Source organism: Geomicrobium sediminis (genome assembly GCF_016908595.1).
Classification (GTDB): Bacteria; Bacillota; Bacilli; order Bacillales; family Marinococcaceae; genus Geomicrobium_A; species Geomicrobium_A sediminis.
The window spans coordinates 225,218-242,756 of sequence record NZ_JAFBEC010000002.1 but is presented as its reverse complement, the minus strand read 5'-3'; the positions used below and the strand labels follow the sequence as shown (position 1 = coordinate 242,756).

Sequence of the window (17,539 nt, the reverse complement as noted above, 5' to 3'; positions counted from 1 at the left end):
CGACTTTTTTTACAAACAAAAGAGTGGGAGGAGATTAGATGTGAGAGATAACCAAGTGGAAAGCATTGAACGTTCTTTACGTCGAATTTCATATACAGTCAAGCAAAAGGGAAGAGAAATTCTGAATCAATTTCCAATTACACCTCCGCAATTTATAGCATTGCAATACTTAAAAGACAAAGGTGATTTGACGATTGGTGAATTGTCTCAAAAGATGTATCTGGCATTTAGTACGACAACAGACCTTGTGGATCGTATGGAGAAAAACGAACTTGTAGAGCGCGTTCGTGATCAACGGGATCGCCGCGTCGTACGCGTTCATATATTGGAAGAAGGTAAGGTCATCATTGATGAAGTGATTCAAAAACGTCAAGAATACTTGCAAGAAGTTTTAGTACACTTTTCTAGTGAGGAAGTTGACCAATTACAAGCAACGCTTGGATCCCTTCATGAAGAGATGTCCAAAGATTAGAATAGTGAAATAAAGAGGCGAGACGATTGAATTTACCGATTGGTGTTATTGACTCGGGTGTAGGTGGATTAACCGTTGCAAAGGAAGTCGCAAGGCAGTTACCAAAGGAAACGATGATTTACATTGGTGATACGGCTCGTTGCCCGTACGGACCAAGAACGGTGGAAGAAGTTCGCCGCTTTACGTGGCAAATGGTAGAACAGTTGTTGCAATGGGACATTAAGATGCTTGTAATAGCTTGCAACACAGCAACAGCTGTGACGCTAGAAGAGTTACAAGCACAACTCGACATTCCAGTAGTCGGAGTTATTCGTCCTGGGGCAATTGCCGCATTAAATGAAACGTCAAGTGGTGAAATTGCGGTTATTGGTACAGAAGGTACGATTCATAGCGGCGCTTATCCTGAAACGATCCGCGCGATTCAAGGTGAGCAAGTCACTGTTCATAACCTTGCATGCCCACCCTTTGTGCCACTCGTTGAACAAAACCGAACATCTAAACAAGACGCATACAAGATCGTTGAAGAAACGTTAAGACCACTTCAACAGTATCGTTATGACACGCTCATTCTCGGATGTACGCACTACCCAATCTTAAAAGCGGTCATTCAAGAAGTCGTCGGTGGTGGTGTGAGCGTCATTTCATCAGGGCAAGAAACAGCTAGAGAGATGAGCACCATCTTGCAACATAATGGTATCCATAATCGATCGGAGGAAGCTCCAGCCCATATTTTCTATACGAGTGGCGAGGTGTTGCCATTTGTAGAAAAGGTGGAGCGCTGGATGACCATCACAACCCCTGACGTTCGTCAGATTAGCTTTTTATCATCAACGATGAACCACGACTAATTGTCGTGGTTTTTTCGTCTTGATAACTGGTCTAATTCCGTCATAAGGCTCGTATACTTCAGTAGACTAGCTAGGGGGGATCAAGAGTGAAAAAGCAAATTCGCCGTTCTATAATTGCGATCGCTGCACTTCTTGTCGTGCAAGCGTGTAGCACCGATGAAGAAGCGGTGGAAAGAGACGCAGAAACCGAGCATACAGAAGAGCGTGTCGTGGAAGAACAAGACGAAGAAACCGCAGAAGGACTCACAGAGCGTGAGTTGTATTTAATCGATTCTGACGGGTATGTCGTCCCGAGAACCTTTTCACTTCCGCACGACGAAGAAGTGCTTCGCCAAGCGCTTGAGTATATGATTGACGGAGGACCGATCACCGAAATGCTACCGAGTGGTTTTCAAGCGGTGTTCCCAGCAGATACAGAAGTGCTCGGTGTTAACGTAACGAACGAAGGGACTGCGGTTGTCGACTTCTCTGAAGACTTTAGAGATTATGACCAGAACAAAGAAGAAGCTATTCTTCAGGCATTAACGTGGACACTAACACAATATGAGTCCATTGACCGAGTAGAAATTCTTATTAATGGTCATGAACAAGACGTTATGCCACACAATGAAACGCCAATTACATCATTAACGAGAGACCGTGGCATTAACAAAGAACCAAATGTGAATTCAGTAGATGTAACAGCGACGTTACCATCGACATTATACTTTCTAAATGAAAACGAACATGACCTATATTATGTGCCTGTCACAAGACGGATCGATCAGTCTGATAATCGAGTTGAATCCGTAGTGAATGAAGTCATTCATGGACCTGCACTCCAATCGGAATTGCTTACCGGTCTGCGTCACGGTGTTGAGCTCGTAGATGAGCCAACACTGAATGATGGGGTACTGACTGTCAATTTTAATGAAGCGCTCCTTACAGAGAATGAAGGAACGGCAATCGCAACGGAAGCGTTAACGATGTTAACGAAGACGCTCACAGCGATTGATGGTGTAGACAGTGTGACGTATCTCGTAAATGGAAGTGATGAAATTAATGCCCGTAGCGGCGATGCACTTCCAACAGCGGTTACGGAAGATCACATTAAGGAACTTGTTTCACAGTAGCTTCATATTCATGGTATACTTGCAGAAAAGGCGGCAATTTGCGGCCTTTTTTGTTATGATGAACGTTAGATAGGGAGTCGTTAACATGGAAAGAACAGATGGAAGAACTACGAATCAAATTCGACCAACAACAATTGAAACGAATTATATTAAACACCCGGAAGGATCAGTATTGATCTCCGTTGGGGATACAAAAGTCATTTGTTCTGCAAGCATTGAAGAAAGAGTACCACCATTTCTTCGTGGACAAGGCAAAGGCTGGATTACAGCAGAATATAGCATGTTGCCACGTGCAACCGAACAACGAAACATTCGTGAATCTTCAAAAGGCAAAGTAACAGGCCGAACGATGGAGATTCAACGTCTGATCGGACGCTCACTCCGCGCAGTCTTAGATTTAGAGGCACTTGGCGAACGTACCGTATGGGTTGATTGCGATGTTATTCAAGCTGATGGAGGCACGCGAACGGCATCCATTACAGGCGCTTACGTTGCAACGGCACTTGCACTTACGAAACTCGTGAACGAGAAGAAAATCGAAAAACTACCGCTTCAAGATTCATTAGCAGCAATCTCTGTCGGACTTGATTCCGAGCGTAACGTCTTGCTCGACTTATGTTACGAAGAAGACTCTGCGGCAAACGTCGACTTAAATGTCATCATGACAGGTAGCGGTGAGTTTGTTGAACTTCAAGGAACCGGTGAAGAGGCGACGTTTACGCATCAAGAATTGTTAAGTATGCTTGCATCAGCAGATTCAGGCATTAAAGAACTCATTGCGATTCAACAACAAGTGTTACAACTCGTCAACGAAACAGACGGTGAGGAGGAGAAGTAATGACGACAATTGTACTTGCAACGAAAAACGAAGGCAAGCGGAAAGAACTTGAAACGATGCTTCAAGGTAAAGTTGATGTAAAGTCATTAAACGATTATCCAGAATGCCCAGATGTTGAAGAGACAGGTACGACCTTTTATGAAAATGCCAAACTAAAAGCAGAATTTGTATCAAACTATACGAAGCTACCTGCGCTTGCGGATGATTCTGGACTAGAAGTTGATGCACTTGATGGTGCTCCAGGCGTCTATTCTGCTCGATTCGCAGGAGAGCCAAAGAGCGATGCTCGAAACAACGAAAAGCTGTTAGACATGTTAAAAGAAGTTGATGACGCAGATCGTACCGCGCGCTTCATCTGTGCGCTCGTCTACTTTGACGCTAGTACAGGAAAAGAACAAGCGGTTGAAGGAACGTGCGAAGGACGAATCTTAACAGAAGCGCAAGGCGAACACGGCTTTGGCTATGATCCACTCATGTACAGTCCAGAACACGGCAAATCACTCGCTGAAATGACGCCAGATGAGAAGAACGCAATTAGTCATCGCAGTCACGCATTGAAAAAAATGGACGAGCTTTGGTCAACACTTTAGGAGGCGATGGGAAATGAAACGGTTGCTTGTCATGAGTGACACACATCGTGATCGACAGTGGTTAGAAGCAGTTGTTGAGCGACACCAGTCTGACGTAGATGCAGTGTTTCACTGTGGAGATTCTGAGCTAGATACCGACGATCCACTACTAGAAGGCATTACAATTGTTCGTGGCAACACCGATTTCGAAATCGATTTCCCGTCGTTTCAAATGACAACGATTGATAACCTCACGATCTGGCAAACACATGGTCACCTCCTGCACGTGACGAGGGACGATCAACAAGCATTACAAGCAGCAGCCAAAGAAAAAGGCGCAGACCTCGTGTTATACGGTCATACGCACATTCCAAACGTTGATCACATCGATGAGAAGATGCACATCGTTAACCCAGGAAGCCTTCTAATGCCACGAGGTGGCTACGAACCAACCTATTGCATCATTACGATTGAAGAAAGCAAAGTCAAAGCCATCGACTACTACAATCGCAACACCGGTGAGCGTAACGAATCACTCTCCGTCTAAGCAAACCTTTTCATTGCCGCAAAACATGCGGCAATGAAAAGATATCTAAAAAAATCCAGTAAAATTATTGACGAAACATGAATTATTCGGTATGATACTAATTGTCGCTGTCCCAGTAGCTCAGCTGGATAGAGCAACAGCCTTCTAAGCTGTGGGTCGGGAGTTCGAATCTCTCCTGGGACGCCATTTACATTACATAATACCAACCCTTGGGGTTGGATCGGGGTCGATTTTTATAAATCGGCTCTTTTTTTGTTGCAAAACTCTCTTTTATGTATTCAATGTTCGTTATTTTTATTTTGGACTGCACAGCATGAAATCATTGGCGAGACGATCAGAGACTTGAAGTATGCGTTTGAGAGGACGGAGACGAGTAGGCGGTCAGGAGCAAAGCAAGATATTGAGCGACGATCCGTGCACCAACGCACAATTTACATGGAGCCTAGCGCATTAGAGCAATTACGGCATAACATGTCAGAGGACAAACAAATAAGTCAGGCCAACCATTTTCGCATCGATGACGCTCTATCTATGCTTACGGAGAGAGAGCGTGAGGTTTATGTAATGGTTAAGGCAGAGTTGCTCTCGTTGGAGCAGGCGACAAGGTATCTAGGGGTGTGTAAGTCTACGGTGCAAAAGACCGTGGATCGGGCAGAGTTAAAGATTAATAACCAAATCGCAAATAGCCTCTTCTCCTTTGTGGGATGAGGTTTTTGTAGAATAGCTAAGTTGCTTGTATAATGATAATTAAATTGAAATAAGGGAAGCGAGCTATGGATACACTAGATACAATGCGTTTATTTGAGTTATTACTAACTGGAGTAGGGGCCTCTATTGTTACATTTTTTCTCTCAGCTATATTCTATGGCTTACGTTCAAAAGGAGAGAGAAAACTTAATACTCGGTCTATAGTTGAGGTTCAAGATCAAATGGTTAAGTATAACCTAGATGTAGATCCGATTAGTGCATCGCGAATTATACCGACACCAGAATATGAAGAGAATTTGGTCCGCATGAAGCAAACCTCACCGGCAATTAAAATCCCGTTTGCGAGAGTGACTAATCACGGACCAGGTATAATTCTTAGAGCAGATATAGGGATTAGAGTTGTACTAACAAAAGATAATGAGAATGAGTTAAAATCTTGGCGTCATGATGTTAGCACATCAGTAATTAAGGTTGGGGAGAGTATTTACATACCATTAATGAATAGTGAGTATTACGAAGTTGAATACCGTATCGCTAATTGTGACATAGACTATATAAGTCAGTCTAACGAAAAATTGAGGCATGAATATATATGCATGAAAAAGAGTGATAGGTTAGAAATACTTGTCAGAATGCGAAGAAGAATTTGGGGGAAATACGTTAGTTTTCATAGGTTCCGTGGAGATAGCAATCGTTGGTTTGTATTTTACAAATCTAAATAAATTGCCATACGCTTGCCACCTATAAACGAGATCCATTCTATTAAGCAGTGACGATGGTTGGTCGTTGTGGTTTTTTGAATTTTCATGACTATTCATCTTTTTTGAGCTACATTATAGATATATCTTTATGTAAGAGGTGATGAAGTGGCACTTTATAATGTCGTAAAAGATGCTTTAAGGTTCGCGAAAGATAGTGGGAATAGCGAGCTGTATTTTAAGATGGTAGAAGTTCAAGAAAAGTCACTTGATTTGCAGCATGAAAATTATGAACTGAATAAGGAAATAAAAAAACTAAAAGAAGAAAAAGACGTCAGTAAATCATTAAAAGTAACAGGCCACTTTTATTATTTTCATAACAAAGTAGATGAAGGTCTTTTCTGCACAGCATGTTGGGACAAAGATAAGAATCTAATTAGAGTCCACGTATCAGATTCTTACGGAGTAGACACAGGCAAATGTCCAATTTGTAACTTCGGTTCTTCTTATATAGAGTCGTAACATCTTGCGATCGAACCAGAACTTTCTGTTTATTGATGGAGGAATATAGTTCCTTATGTCGAATTTGGTAAGGAAATCAAATCTTAGGGGGTTATGAAGTGGCTCACGAGACTCCTATTGAAGAGATTAGACGGAAAATTGATCCGGGTGCAAAAGAAATATTTGATGAAAAACGAAAACAAATGATGTATTACCTTCCGAAAACTGAAGAAACATTAACTCTTGATGAGGTTATCGGAAAAAATGGAATTAGTTTAAAAAATAAATTCAGAAGAGGCGTTTAGCACCCACTCGGGTGCTTTTTTAATGCTACAAAACAAACGAATCCGTCGTGGGTGGGTGATTATGTAGATGCTGGACAAACTTAAGTCATCATAAAATTTGGTCGTTGTGGTTTTTGATGATTTATGCAGGTATATAGTCCCTTATGTCGAATATGTAAGTGGAGGGGGTTAGAAAATGAGAAAATTACTATTCCTTACTTTTGTATTAACTTTGGTTTTATCAGGATGTGGTGGTAATGACGATGTAACAGCAGATGCCACTTATGAAAACGAGGAGCACGAAGAGGGTGTTGAGAACAATGGACTGGAGCCGGAAAACGAGGAGGATATTGAGAACAATGAATTGGAAAATGAAGTAGATGAATCAAGCGGAGATCATGAAGAGATTTCCACTGACGAGAGTGAGAATGAAGAACCTTTAAGTACAGACCAAGAAGAAAATGAAGAAGTTGAAGAACTGGAAGAAACACCATCACAACAAAACGCAGTGAGCATGGCTCAAGATTATTTAGCTTTTACAGCTTTTTCAGAAAGTGGTCTGATAGAGCAATTAGAATTTGAAGGTTTTGGTAACGAGGATGCTACATATGCAGTGGATAAGATAGATGTTGACTGGCAAGAGCAAGCAGTAATAATGGCGCAAGATTACTTAGATTTCTCAAGTTTTTCAAGATCGGGTTTAATAGAACAGTTAGAATTTGAAGGTTTTAGTAATGATTACGCTACAAATGCTGTAGATGAAGTAGGGCTTTAAAATTATTGTTGATCGCGATACCGATTATCATATTTTCCTTCTAAGCTACCTTAACACCGGTGGCTTTTTTTATGCTTACATAATGACAAATTACGAGGAGGACGGTGATATGTAATGAAGATGACAGAGAAGCAGAGGCGGTTTGCTGACTACTATATTGAATCAGGTAATGCAACGGAAGCGGCAATCAAAGCAGGCTATAGCAAAAAGACTGCAAGGTCTGTGGGTAGTGAAAACCTTACAAAACCTGACATATCAGTATATATCGAAAATCGGCTAGAAGAATTGGCTAGTGAACGGATCGCTGATCGCTTTGGCGAGCTGCACTTAATCCAGAAATTCTCAATGTTGTAGCTAAAGGCGGTCGTGGATCGGGAAAGTCATCAGACATTGCTCACATCATCGTACAATTACTCATGCGATTAGCCGTAAACGGTGTTGGCATCCGTAAGTTTGACAATACGATTGAGCTATCATTGTTCGAGCAGATTAAATGGGCAATTAGCGAGCAAGGAGTGGCACACTTGTTTAAAGTTAACAAGTCGCCTATGAGGATTACCTATACCCCAAGAGGCAATTATATTATGTTTCGAGGAGCGCAGCAGGAGCTAGAGCGTATTAAGTCACTTAAATCGGCAAATTATCCATTTGCAATTGCTTGGGTCGAGGAGCTAGCTGAGTTTAAAACAGAAGACGAAGTAACAACCATCACTAACTCACTTTTACGTGGAGAGTTGGGTGATGGTCTTTTTTATATGTTTTTTACTCATACAACCCTCCTAAACGCAAGCAATCATGGGTTAACAAGAAGTACGAGAGCCATATACCGGCTGACAATACCTTTGTGCATCACACAACCTACCTTGCCCGTTTATTTCACAGCAGTTTATTGAGGAGACTGAGGCGGCAAGAGAACGTAATCAAAGTAAATATGATTGGGAGTATCTAGGCAAGGCAATCGGTAGTGGCGTTGTGCCGTTTGACAATTTGGAGTTCCGCAGAATTGAAGACGAAGAATACAACAACTTTGATAACATCCACCAAGGGATTGACTACGGATTTGCTGGCGATCCATTTGCATTTGTTCGCTGGCACTTTGATAAGAAGAAGCGCACGATCTATGCGATGGACGAGATATATGACGTTAAGCTATCAAATCGCAAAGCATCTGAGGGTATTAAGTCTAAGGGATATGAAGACAAAGAGATACTTGCTGATAGTGCGGAACCGAAATCGATTGATGAGATGAAACTAGAGCATGGCATTAAACACATTAAAGGAGCTAAGGAAGGTCCTGACAGCGTGGAGTACGGCGAGGAATGGCTGGATGATTTGGATGCCATTGTAATTGATCCAAAGCGTACGCCTAATAACATTGCCCGTAAGTTTGAGAACATTGATTATCAGACTGACAAAGATGGCAATGTGCGTAGCAAGCTAGAGGATGCAGATAACTACACAATAGATGCAACACGTTATGCATTCTCTAACGACATGGAGAAGCGCGGGAAGTTGCGTTCACGAAGCAAAACTTCATTCGGATTTTAACAGGAGGTGAGAAGATGGATATAAGGATGAATGAAACCGAATCAAGTGTAGAGCTAGTAAAAGCCTTGATTGATGCACACAAAAGCAGTAAGGACTTAAAAAAAGAGAAGACAAATCAGTTATATTACGAAGGTCATCACGCTATTATGGAACGAGTATTCGATGATAAAGATAAACCAAACAACAGGATTGTAACTAATTTTTGCAAGTACATCACGGAATTAGCACTGGTTACTTTATAGGTGTTTCAATCCTTACTTGTTGTTTACATGATCGAACATATTAGATGATTAAGTACTCATATGTCTAATTCATAAGTAGTAAATGGTTAATTTTCACTTAAAATTAGCCATTTTCTTATGTTAGTGTTTAGGAGGTATTAAATATATTATTAAAAAGGAGATATTACTCAGATGAAAAGGTCTTTTATAGGGATATTAAGTGCAACCCTTGTCTCAGCAACTATATTAGCTCCTGCAAGCACTTCTGCTTCTACCTTTAATTCAGTTGAGGGTAATGTTCTGGAGGAGTTTACAAGTGAATCTGAAATAGAAATTATTGAATCTAATGATGATGGTTCAACATATCGTTATCAAGTTGATAATGATAGAGAAATAGAGGTTGTAGAAGAAATCGAAGTTATTGACGCGAACATTCATACAATTACAACTAAAACCTATGATATTACATATGATAAAGAATTGATTAGTGAAAGTGAAACAAAAATTATAGAAAATGAAGATACAACAATCACAATTATTCAAGACGGGGAAGAGATAGTATTCAATCCAAATGAAGAAACTGAGATTATTTCACCGATGAACAGAGGAGGTTCGTCAATAACACAAACTCGTTATAGTGAAATGTCGAGTGGAACAGCATACGCCACTATTTACCCTGGGAACCAGAAACAAACGACGGCCTCTAACTCTAATTATCGGACATTCAAATCACACGCTCAAGACTTAGTTAGCATTGAAAGAAACTTGGTTTCAGCTGGGTTAGCCGGATTGGCTGAAGAAATATTCAGGAGTATAATCCGAGGAAATCCTTTCTCGTTTGAAACAGTTAAGGCAATTGTAAGGGCTACTGGTAAAGCAATACCGATTATAGGTACAGCTACAACGCTTTTTAATTACGGGAGCACATTACAAAGTGCACGTAGTGCTCATGGGAGTATATAATATGGATATTGATAGTAAGGGGCAACTAATATGCAGATAGTGATCGATGTTACAATCACTTTGCTGTATTTTTTGTTCTCAATCTTCATTGTAAAAACAACAATAAAATTAATTCGAGTTAAAGGGTGGCCACTTGAGCTCCCATATTTATTTGGATGGTTAGCTTCAGTTATTTTTTCTACAGTAGCGTATATAGCTTATGAAGTAACTCTTAATCAAATTTATACTGCGGGAACGCTCTTATTGGTTGGCTTAATTGTAAGTTCTGTAGCAAGTTTACGATTTTTGTTTCTCGTGTTTCTTCGTATATTTGGAAGTGAGAAATATGATAAATATATAAAACGCTTGGAAGAATCGAGTCATAATTAGTGAGGGATTGGAGAGTGAGCACATTTTGAATTGTATACTCACACTCACTAAGGATTATGGATCAACACCTCGATTTTGCAGTTGTGATTTGACAGTTCTATAGTCTTTTGAGCTAGCTGAATTGGAAGTTGAACATTTCATATAACCGGACCTGAGCCTAGTTGGATTGGAGTCGATTTTATAAATCGACTCTTTTTGTGTAGAAAAAAGGTATTTAATTAGTAGATTTCCTGAATTTTAGGTTTTGCGAGTGATAGACATCTCACATCAAACAACAATGAATACTTATACCAGTACAGTCAAAGAACACTAGCTCTACCAACCTAATGAAAAAGCCCAGTTTCACCTGAACTAGCGCTTTTTCAACAATTGATTACTTCTTATGGAATCTGCCTGTCATACCTAACTTTTATTAGCATCTTGCATTCCGTGCTTTACTGCGATACGAATGATCCAATATAAGACGTACAAGCTAATTCCCCAAATAACGAGTGGAAATAATATGTTGCCGACGTTTATCATAAGGACACCTCAATCAATGAAAGAATTATCAATTAATTGTATCAGAGTCACACGGGGAATTCATTGAAATAAGAAGGTTCATATTGTAAGGTGAAGGAAATTTATATTAGATGAAAAGTGAAAGTGGTTCAGTTTTCAAAGATCTATGTAATTGATAGTTTACAAACTACATTAATTCTCTTCAAAGCTTTCACTGGCTCAAATCTACCTAATTCAATTCAATTCAATTCAATTCAATTCAATTCAATCCTTTCCCAAGCAAGATCCAAGGATTTAATTGCTTTGATAAGATCATTATCCTCTTGTCGTAATTCGTAATTCTGCCCACCTAACGACATGGTATCCTTATTAATATAAAAGATGAGCCGACTCTGAGTCTCTTCGAAAAAAACGACGAAACTGTACAACTCTTCACCTCTTTTTTGATTAATAGCCGTTAATTCCATTTCAGTAGCAAGGTTCAAAAAGCTATTGATTTCCTCTGATTCTTCAAGTCTTGCAAATTCCTCTGTTGCATACATTTCTGAAGAGTGATCATAGATAAGTAGTTGGCTGAACTCCCCGTATTCTTCTTTCGTGTTCGTGATAATGTGATCAAAAGTCGTTTGATTAATGAAGTTTATAGTTAATGTTAGTACACCTATTAAGACTGCGATTGTCACGAGCCATAGCCATAGCTTCCTCATACAAAGTAAGCTCCTTTTATCACAATATGATGTAGCTTTATTCCACCGTGCATTTTACCTTCACTACCTACGATCTTACAACATTGTAAGGGCAAGTAAGAAGAATCCATTTAATCAACGATTAAAAAGATTTACGATTAGGTAAAGATCGATAGGAGGCTAATTATGAGAAAGGCGATTATCGGTGTGAGCATTGGCGCATTTTTAATGATTGCAGCCCTAGTCGGTTTATATCAATCGTTAACCGATATGACACGGGCGAACATTAACCCATTTATCGAAGAAGAGTATTGGTATGTACAAGTAGATGCATCAGGAATACTAGAGGAAGACGAACGTGGTAGCGTCTATTATGAACTTCCGGCTATACACAAAGACGGTGATGAGGAGAAAGAAATCGAATTTACCGCTCTAAGTGAATTGCAAGAAGGTGCTTATTTGCAATTAACCTTAAAAGAAGATCATGTCATCACATACGATGAAGTCGAGGAAGATGATGTGCCAACACAATTAATCACGAATTAAGCACCCGATGTGGGTGCTTTTTTTGAATCGTAGTTATAACGAATTAATAAGGTTCGCATGATTGTTGTACGGGCTGTTAACATCTGTAGATACCTCATAGGCAATCATATCTCCAGCAGGGTAGGGCTCTAAGTAGCTAAGCAGATACTCCGAATCGGTCATTGTAGGGTCTAACCACGCTTCATAGTCAGCTGGTGTGAGGATGACAGGCATACGGTCGTGGATGTCTCTCATTAGTTCATTTGCTTCGGTCGTGATGATGGTACAGCTGTGGATCGTTTCGTCTTTATCACTCCATGTCTCCCACAACCCTGCAAATGCTAACGGATCACCGTTTTTCAATTGAATGTGATAGGGCTGTTTTTTACCATCAATGTTTTTCCATTCGTAAAACCCTGAAGCGGGTATAATGCAACGGCGTTTCTTAAATGCAGTGCGAAAGCTGTTTTTTTCATGAACGGTTTCTCCTCGAGCATTGATCATTTTGTATCCGATTTTAGGATCTTTAGACCACGATGGAATGAACCCCCAGCGTAAGGTTCCTAAACGGTTTTGTTGTCCATCGTTACGTACCGTAACGACTTGTTGAGTCGGCGCAACATTGTAACTTTCCTGATACTCATCGAGTGCTGTGATCGTTATATTAAAATGCTTTTGGAGCGACTGAAGTTGCTCAAAGAACGTAAATCGTCCGCACATGAGATCGACCCCCTTACTTCGTTTTCACCACTTTTGGTTACTAGTAAGCTTGCGATTATAAATGGGAAAATATACACGAACAAAAGTTCGTGAAAAGTCTTGAATTAGAATGTATGTTCGTATATGATTAAGTAAATGAACGGAGTGATGAGATGACGAAACGACAAAAGGAAGCGTTACAAGTTGCGATTGCTTTTATTGATGAGAACGGGTTTTCTCCTACATTTCGTGAATTAAAAGAACTGTTAGGATTGAAATCTCAATCGTCCGTCCATACGCTGTTCATTCGTTTGAAAGAACAAGGTTATGTCACGTGGGAGTATGATCGACCAAGAACACTGAAGATCTTAGTGAAGGGAGTCGCTTCATGAGCAAGTATGTCCTTCAACATTCAAGGTCTACAAGTATGCCTATACAAATCATTTATGAGGCAAAAGATGGATCCCTCAGTCAAAGACTTGTTACTGTGCGACGAATGAATGAAGAGAACGTGTTCGTTTGGTGCCATAATAAGAAAGCTGTTAGAAGCCTCAGAGTAGAAAATATCCTATCAGCGCAAAAAAGAAGACAAAGAATGATGCATGCGTACGCTTAAGAACGATGAAAATCATCAAAAAATCCTCCATAACGACGCATTATTGATTATGGTTGTAGCTCTTTGTTATCGAAATGATTAATCCTCCTTCATAACTGTTATATTCATAAATTTGAATGATAAAATATAACTATGGGAGTGGTAATCTTGGAAAATGATAAAATACAACTAGATATGTTAAAAAGCTTAATTACGAGCTCTTTTAAATTCGCAGAACTATCGTTAGAATCATTAACTTATGGTAAGCATGTAAGTGATTGTGACTACATTCTTTCTGCCCAATTTTTAAGTATATCGCAAAATGAGATTTCCAAAACGAAGATCTATTATGCAAACAATATACAAATGGAGCATCATCATATTGAATTGTATTTTTCGGTACATAATCATTTTGTGCAAGATCTGACGGATGTGATCAAAAGTTTAGATCCTGACGTCACGTATGCAGAAAAAAGTCTTGAGAATCTAAGAGATCAAAAAGATCAAGTAACGGCATTTATCGATTATTATCATAAAGTGATTAAGTAAGTGAAGCACCTTCGTGGTGCTTTTTTATTTTGGCTTGATCCTAATCAACCTAGACAAGAGTGACAAGCAATGAAGAGTGTTCATATACTAACACGAGCATTCTCTGATCTAGCGGAATCAGTGGTTTATGTTACTAAACAAAAGGAGTCATGAAAATGATCAAACCGACGATTTTAAGGTGGGGGAATTTAACTCCTATTCGTAAAGTTAGACGTATTATCATTCATCATCCTGCCGCCGTGAGATACTCGTATCTGCAAATCCACAACCAACATCGCAACCAAGGATGGTCAGGGGCTGGATACAATTATTATCTGCAAAAAAACCATGAATTCTATGAGTTGCGAGGCTTAAATGTAGGTGCCCATGCGGCCAACCACAACAGCGATTCCTTAGGCGTTTGTGTTGAAGGGAATTATGATCGTGAACAAATGGATGAGACACTGTTTTTGAAATTTGTACAAGAAGTCAAAAAGTTAATGAATCAGCACGGGTTAACAGCAAATGATGTGTATCGTCATAGTGATGTAGGGCAGACGAGTTGCCCTGGACGAAACTTTCCATGGGCACGATTTAAGCAGCTCATTGCCCAAAGAGAAGAAGTGAAATCAATTGTGCATGAACCAAAACAAAAAGAGGTGATGTATGTGAAAGCGGAAGATTTCCAGTGGTCATCAGGAAAAGAACAATTCGAAGCTGTGATCAATCGACACGGTAACAAAAATGAACTAGATGCGTATAAAGCAGGTAAGCTAACGGTTAGTGACGCGCTAGGTGTATTATCAAAAGGCATTCTAGCAGAACCTTCTCAAACTGTGGCTAGCACGCACAAAGACGCTTGGGAGGATCTAACGAAGAGAGGCATATTTAACGGCAAGAATCCGAATCATCCGATTACACGGGCGCAACAAGCAACAGTGATTAAGCGGATTGAGGAAGGAAATTAAATCCGTTAACAGAAGAAAGACCTACGGTATTGTACGTAGGTCTTTCTTCTGTTAACGATGATTCGTGACACCGTATTCAATGTTTCGATTCTTTAGTTTCATGTGCAATAAAAGTATGAAAAACAGAGCGAACGATGCGATTGAAATATAAATGGACCATGAACGATAAAATTCGATTTCTTCAATCGTATTCGCGGTGTAGTATGCTGCGACAACAACGATGATTGCTCCTGTAATGATTTGTAGCGTTTTTGATGGCTTAACGTTGATGGAGCGCAACACGTCTGAAATCACGTGTTTGTAAACACATAAGGAGAAGAACATCGTGAAATACCAGATCACAAAAAGCGAAGATTTTAACGCAAATGCATCGCTTAACATTCCTGAATTCTGCATCGTGCGAAATGCAGGGAAAACTTCCATGCTCGTTAATTTCGGTCCAAGAGAATTAATGGTAAAGAAATTAAGGAGTGCCAGAATAATCACGGAAAGCAAGTAACCGATTTTAATTCCTTTAATTGTCCCTTTGAAGTTCGAAGCATGGCGAGGATAAAGGTAAAAAAGGATTAAAATGTTGTCGATCACGCTTTTTATTAAATAAAAGCCTACTGAATTTACGTAGTGATCGTATGGATACTGGAACATCGGCAAAAACTTATCAAATTCTATGTCTCGTACAAAGGCAAGTAAGGTTAAAATAATTAATAACAGAACGAAAGGACCTACGAGTGTCGACGTAGTCACAATTGTAGTGAAGCCTGAGATTGTCGCGTACACAATAATGATCATCAATAGGATCAGGACCACGATGTGCGGTGTGCCATCGAGTAGCGTGTTATTAATAAATAGCCCAAAATAGTTTAAGTGAGAAACGAGTAACGATACAGGTTGGAAGAGAAACAATACGGCTAAGATCATACAAGCCTTAGAACCAAATGAGTTCTTTAGACTTGTGATTAAATCATAGTCCGGTAACGTCTTGAATAAATACGATACGACTACAATTAACAAGTAGCCAATGAAGCAACCGACTAATGGGATCCACCAAATCTCTTGGCCCACATCAGGGGCAATGTTGTAAGGCAAACTCAATAAGGTAGAATTGCTAAAAATGAACAAAGAGATAAAGAGAGCGTTTGTATTTAAAGAGGCAGGAGTGTTCATAGCACTATCTTGATCATTTTACGTGGGATTATTCAGAAATGGCTTCTGTGGTTAAACATTTCCCATTATCATCTGCTGTACATTATTCATGATCTTCATTCGTAGGTAGTACGAATGTGAGTGATGAAAGAGTAATTAATGAAAGAAAGAAAGCGAAAGGTATTCAGCATGAAGTTGAAGCACTGACGAATTAAATCTAAGAACACAAATTAAAACCCTACCATAGCAATTCTATGGTAGGGTTAATCGCTTAACGATAAACAAATTTACGGAAAAGGAAATCGAACGGGCCTGCTTTTTGTTTTCGCTCGAGAATGGTTGCCATCGCGACAGATGATAACCATACAAGGAATGTAAGTATCCATACTTGTGCAATGCTTAACGTACTAGCTAACCCGAAGACTGCTGGTGAGAGGAGAACGATCAGCAAGATTTCATTCACGATAAAGAAAGTGAGTGAGCGTTTTCCGAGTGCTGTAATCCCTGTTACGACCGGATTCGTCTTCTTTAAATGTGGTCCGACGAGTCCGAACAGTGCTGCATAACCACACCCTCCAGCGATCCCGCTCATCATGTGAATCGTAAAGATGATTCCGAATAGGCTCGGTTGTTCGATCGTGATGACCCCGTTACTGTGCAGAGCATGAGGGATCGCACCGATGATTGAAATGAGAATACCGCCAACTGCAATTTTTTTTAGGAGGGAGCGGTGTTTTGGATCTTCATTCAACAAGCCTTTTCGACCAAACCAAATGCCTAGCATAATGGATAGAATGACAGGCAGTGCAAAGTTCCCGAACAGCGGAGCGCCAGTGAAGAACATGACGAGTTGATTGAGCATCGTTTCCCAATAACCGTCACCTGTCATGAACATGTTTTCCATGCCAACAGAAGCCATGTTGCCCCAAAAGATTGGCAGTAGTAAGGCAAATCCGATGGTGAGAGCGATCATCGCTCTGACGAGTGTTTTATCACTTCGATATAAGAACCAATGAACAAGTAATAATCCTGCACCGTAAATGGCTAGTATGTCTTTTCCGCCAATAATGACTGAGAGAACGAACCCGAAGAAAAGTAGAGCGATGGCTCTACGATTTATTGAACGTCGTATATCGAGTCTAGATTTTTCTCGCTTCATGTAACTACGGATGACGAGCGTAATTCCGTAACCGAATAATAAGGCAAACATTGCGCGAGCGCGGTTATCAACAAAGAGAACCGAAGTGTAATTGAGGATCGTATCGATGAACCCACCACTTTCGGGGCGAGTAAGGATGGTACCACTCAAGAAGATTTGTGCATGCGCTAGGGCGACGAGTAGTAGCATAAGCCCCCGTGCGAGGTCGAAAGAGATGTATCTTTTTTTCGTCAAAAATCCCACTCCTATTTGTCTAGTCTAGGTTCGTCTGAAAATCGGTGG

The 17,539-nt window shown here is 40.2% G+C and carries 22 protein-coding genes, 1 tRNA gene and 1 pseudogene; 20 read left to right on the top strand and 4 right to left on the bottom strand.

The window, feature by feature from the left end; translation table 11 throughout:
* Nucleotides 1-40 precede the first annotated feature (40 nt).
* The 16 genes and pseudogenes from JOD17_RS04130 to JOD17_RS04055 all read left to right on the top strand — a co-directional run bounded on the left by JOD17_RS04130 (nucleotide 41) and on the right by JOD17_RS04055 (nucleotide 10,084).
* Entirely contained in the window at nucleotides 41-472 is a 432-nt protein-coding gene (locus JOD17_RS04130; RefSeq protein ID WP_042359621.1) for a MarR family winged helix-turn-helix transcriptional regulator, read from the top strand.
* Between the two features lie 26 nt (nucleotides 473-498).
* Entirely contained in the window at nucleotides 499-1,320 is an 822-nt protein-coding gene (racE, locus tag JOD17_RS04125; protein ID WP_204695829.1) for a glutamate racemase, read from the top strand.
* Between the two features lie 86 nt (nucleotides 1,321-1,406).
* Nucleotides 1,407-2,432 (top strand): GerMN domain-containing protein, encoded by a 1,026-nt coding sequence (locus JOD17_RS04120; protein WP_052366174.1) that lies wholly within the window; start codon nucleotides 1,407-1,409, stop codon nucleotides 2,430-2,432.
* Nucleotides 2,433-2,517: 85 nt separating this feature from the next.
* The gene (gene rph / locus JOD17_RS04115; RefSeq protein ID WP_204695828.1) at nucleotides 2,518-3,270 is read left to right on the top strand and encodes a ribonuclease PH; all 753 of its coding nucleotides are present in this window, start codon (nucleotides 2,518-2,520) and stop codon (nucleotides 3,268-3,270) included.
* Nucleotides 3,270-3,860 carry an XTP/dITP diphosphatase gene (locus JOD17_RS04110; RefSeq protein ID WP_204695827.1) on the top strand — a complete coding sequence of 197 codons (591 nt, stop codon included), beginning with the start codon at nucleotides 3,270-3,272 and terminating at the stop codon, nucleotides 3,858-3,860. The genes rph and JOD17_RS04110 overlap by 1 nt, the downstream gene beginning before the upstream one ends.
* A gap of 13 nt (nucleotides 3,861-3,873) precedes the next feature.
* On the top strand, nucleotides 3,874-4,386 hold the full coding sequence (locus JOD17_RS04105; protein WP_204695826.1) for a metallophosphoesterase: 513 nt from the start codon (nucleotides 3,874-3,876) through the stop codon (nucleotides 4,384-4,386).
* A 109-nt stretch (nucleotides 4,387-4,495) separates the two neighbouring features.
* Nucleotides 4,496-4,572 (top strand) — tRNA-Arg (locus tag JOD17_RS04100).
* Between the two features lie 156 nt (nucleotides 4,573-4,728).
* Nucleotides 4,729-5,094, top strand: a complete 366-nt coding sequence (locus JOD17_RS04095; RefSeq protein ID WP_204695825.1) for a sigma factor-like helix-turn-helix DNA-binding protein — start codon at nucleotides 4,729-4,731, stop codon at nucleotides 5,092-5,094.
* 65 nt (nucleotides 5,095-5,159) lie between these two features.
* The gene (locus JOD17_RS04090; RefSeq protein WP_204695824.1) at nucleotides 5,160-5,816 is read left to right on the top strand and encodes a hypothetical protein; all 657 of its coding nucleotides are present in this window, start codon (nucleotides 5,160-5,162) and stop codon (nucleotides 5,814-5,816) included.
* Between the two features lie 144 nt (nucleotides 5,817-5,960).
* Entirely contained in the window at nucleotides 5,961-6,314 is a 354-nt protein-coding gene (locus JOD17_RS04085) for a hypothetical protein (RefSeq protein WP_204695823.1), read from the top strand.
* Between the two features lie 98 nt (nucleotides 6,315-6,412).
* Nucleotides 6,413-6,598: a hypothetical protein gene (locus tag JOD17_RS04080; protein ID WP_204695822.1), complete on the top strand. Its 186-nt coding sequence runs from the start codon at nucleotides 6,413-6,415 to the stop codon at nucleotides 6,596-6,598.
* A gap of 175 nt (nucleotides 6,599-6,773) precedes the next feature.
* A complete protein-coding gene (locus tag JOD17_RS04075) occupies nucleotides 6,774-7,352 on the top strand; it encodes an Ltp family lipoprotein (RefSeq protein WP_204695821.1) in 579 nt (192 codons plus the stop codon).
* A gap of 114 nt (nucleotides 7,353-7,466) precedes the next feature.
* Nucleotides 7,467-7,706: a terminase small subunit gene (locus tag JOD17_RS04070; protein ID WP_204695820.1), complete on the top strand. Its 240-nt coding sequence runs from the start codon at nucleotides 7,467-7,469 to the stop codon at nucleotides 7,704-7,706.
* A pseudogene (locus tag JOD17_RS04065) lies at nucleotides 7,661-8,900 on the top strand (PBSX family phage terminase large subunit); the annotation flags it as partial. The gene JOD17_RS04070 and the pseudogene JOD17_RS04065, both read left to right, overlap by 46 nt.
* A 14-nt stretch (nucleotides 8,901-8,914) precedes the next feature.
* On the top strand, nucleotides 8,915-9,142 hold the full coding sequence (locus JOD17_RS04060; protein ID WP_204695819.1) for a phage portal protein: 228 nt from the start codon (nucleotides 8,915-8,917) through the stop codon (nucleotides 9,140-9,142).
* A 171-nt stretch (nucleotides 9,143-9,313) separates the two neighbouring features.
* Nucleotides 9,314-10,084 (top strand): hypothetical protein, encoded by a 771-nt coding sequence (locus tag JOD17_RS04055; protein ID WP_204695818.1) that lies wholly within the window; start codon nucleotides 9,314-9,316, stop codon nucleotides 10,082-10,084.
* 1,124 nt (nucleotides 10,085-11,208) lie between these two features.
* On the opposite strand, the gene JOD17_RS04050 is transcribed toward JOD17_RS04055, so the two are convergent.
* The gene (locus JOD17_RS04050; protein WP_204695817.1) at nucleotides 11,209-11,661 is read right to left on the bottom strand and encodes a hypothetical protein; all 453 of its coding nucleotides are present in this window, start codon (nucleotides 11,659-11,661) and stop codon (nucleotides 11,209-11,211) included.
* Between the two features lie 165 nt (nucleotides 11,662-11,826).
* On the opposite strand from JOD17_RS04050, the gene JOD17_RS04045 reads away from it, so the two are divergent.
* Nucleotides 11,827-12,186, top strand: coding sequence for a YxeA family protein (locus JOD17_RS04045; RefSeq protein ID WP_204695816.1), 360 nt, complete (start codon nucleotides 11,827-11,829; stop codon nucleotides 12,184-12,186).
* A 33-nt stretch (nucleotides 12,187-12,219) separates the two neighbouring features.
* On the opposite strand, the gene JOD17_RS04040 is transcribed toward JOD17_RS04045, so the two are convergent.
* On the bottom strand, nucleotides 12,220-12,885 hold the full coding sequence (locus JOD17_RS04040) for an SOS response-associated peptidase (protein WP_204695815.1): 666 nt from the start codon (nucleotides 12,883-12,885) through the stop codon (nucleotides 12,220-12,222).
* Nucleotides 12,886-13,037: 152 nt separating this feature from the next.
* Between JOD17_RS04040 and JOD17_RS04035 the strand changes: the two genes are divergently transcribed.
* The 3 genes from JOD17_RS04035 (at nucleotide 13,038) to JOD17_RS04025 (ending at nucleotide 14,955) form a co-directional block, all read left to right on the top strand.
* The gene (locus JOD17_RS04035) at nucleotides 13,038-13,256 is read left to right on the top strand and encodes a LexA family protein (RefSeq protein WP_204695814.1); all 219 of its coding nucleotides are present in this window, start codon (nucleotides 13,038-13,040) and stop codon (nucleotides 13,254-13,256) included.
* Nucleotides 13,257-13,627: 371 nt separating this feature from the next.
* Nucleotides 13,628-14,008, top strand: a complete 381-nt coding sequence (locus JOD17_RS04030; protein ID WP_204695813.1) for a hypothetical protein — start codon at nucleotides 13,628-13,630, stop codon at nucleotides 14,006-14,008.
* A gap of 155 nt (nucleotides 14,009-14,163) precedes the next feature.
* Entirely contained in the window at nucleotides 14,164-14,955 is a 792-nt protein-coding gene (locus JOD17_RS04025) for a peptidoglycan recognition protein family protein (protein ID WP_204695812.1), read from the top strand.
* Between the two features lie 51 nt (nucleotides 14,956-15,006).
* On the opposite strand, the gene JOD17_RS04020 is transcribed toward JOD17_RS04025, so the two are convergent.
* Both JOD17_RS04020 and JOD17_RS04015 read right to left on the bottom strand, forming a co-directional pair.
* Nucleotides 15,007-16,047: a GerAB/ArcD/ProY family transporter gene (locus JOD17_RS04020; protein ID WP_204695811.1), complete on the bottom strand. Its 1,041-nt coding sequence runs from the start codon at nucleotides 16,045-16,047 to the stop codon at nucleotides 15,007-15,009.
* A 322-nt stretch (nucleotides 16,048-16,369) separates the two neighbouring features.
* The gene (locus tag JOD17_RS04015; protein WP_204695810.1) at nucleotides 16,370-17,491 is read right to left on the bottom strand and encodes a DUF418 domain-containing protein; all 1,122 of its coding nucleotides are present in this window, start codon (nucleotides 17,489-17,491) and stop codon (nucleotides 16,370-16,372) included.
* Between the last annotated feature and the right edge of the window lie 48 nt (nucleotides 17,492-17,539).

Coding starts and splice junctions, on each gene's coding strand:
- rph (WP_204695828.1), top strand. CDS start 2,518: ATGGAAAGAACAGATGGAAGAACTACGAATCAAATTCGACCAACAACA.
- JOD17_RS04110 (WP_204695827.1), top strand. CDS start 3,270: ATGACGACAATTGTACTTGCAACGAAAAACGAAGGCAAGCGGAAAGAA.
- JOD17_RS04105 (WP_204695826.1), top strand. CDS start 3,874: ATGAAACGGTTGCTTGTCATGAGTGACACACATCGTGATCGACAGTGG.
- JOD17_RS04090 (WP_204695824.1), top strand. CDS start 5,160: ATGGATACACTAGATACAATGCGTTTATTTGAGTTATTACTAACTGGA.
- JOD17_RS04075 (WP_204695821.1), top strand. CDS start 6,774: ATGAGAAAATTACTATTCCTTACTTTTGTATTAACTTTGGTTTTATCA.
- JOD17_RS04070 (WP_204695820.1), top strand. CDS start 7,467: ATGAAGATGACAGAGAAGCAGAGGCGGTTTGCTGACTACTATATTGAA.
- JOD17_RS04060 (WP_204695819.1), top strand. CDS start 8,915: ATGGATATAAGGATGAATGAAACCGAATCAAGTGTAGAGCTAGTAAAA.
- JOD17_RS04055 (WP_204695818.1), top strand. CDS start 9,314: ATGAAAAGGTCTTTTATAGGGATATTAAGTGCAACCCTTGTCTCAGCA.
- JOD17_RS04050 (WP_204695817.1), bottom strand. CDS start 11,661: ATGAGGAAGCTATGGCTATGGCTCGTGACAATCGCAGTCTTAATAGGT.
- JOD17_RS04045 (WP_204695816.1), top strand. CDS start 11,827: ATGAGAAAGGCGATTATCGGTGTGAGCATTGGCGCATTTTTAATGATT.
- JOD17_RS04040 (WP_204695815.1), bottom strand. CDS start 12,885: ATGTGCGGACGATTTACGTTCTTTGAGCAACTTCAGTCGCTCCAAAAG.
- JOD17_RS04035 (WP_204695814.1), top strand. CDS start 13,038: ATGACGAAACGACAAAAGGAAGCGTTACAAGTTGCGATTGCTTTTATT.
- JOD17_RS04025 (WP_204695812.1), top strand. CDS start 14,164: ATGATCAAACCGACGATTTTAAGGTGGGGGAATTTAACTCCTATTCGT.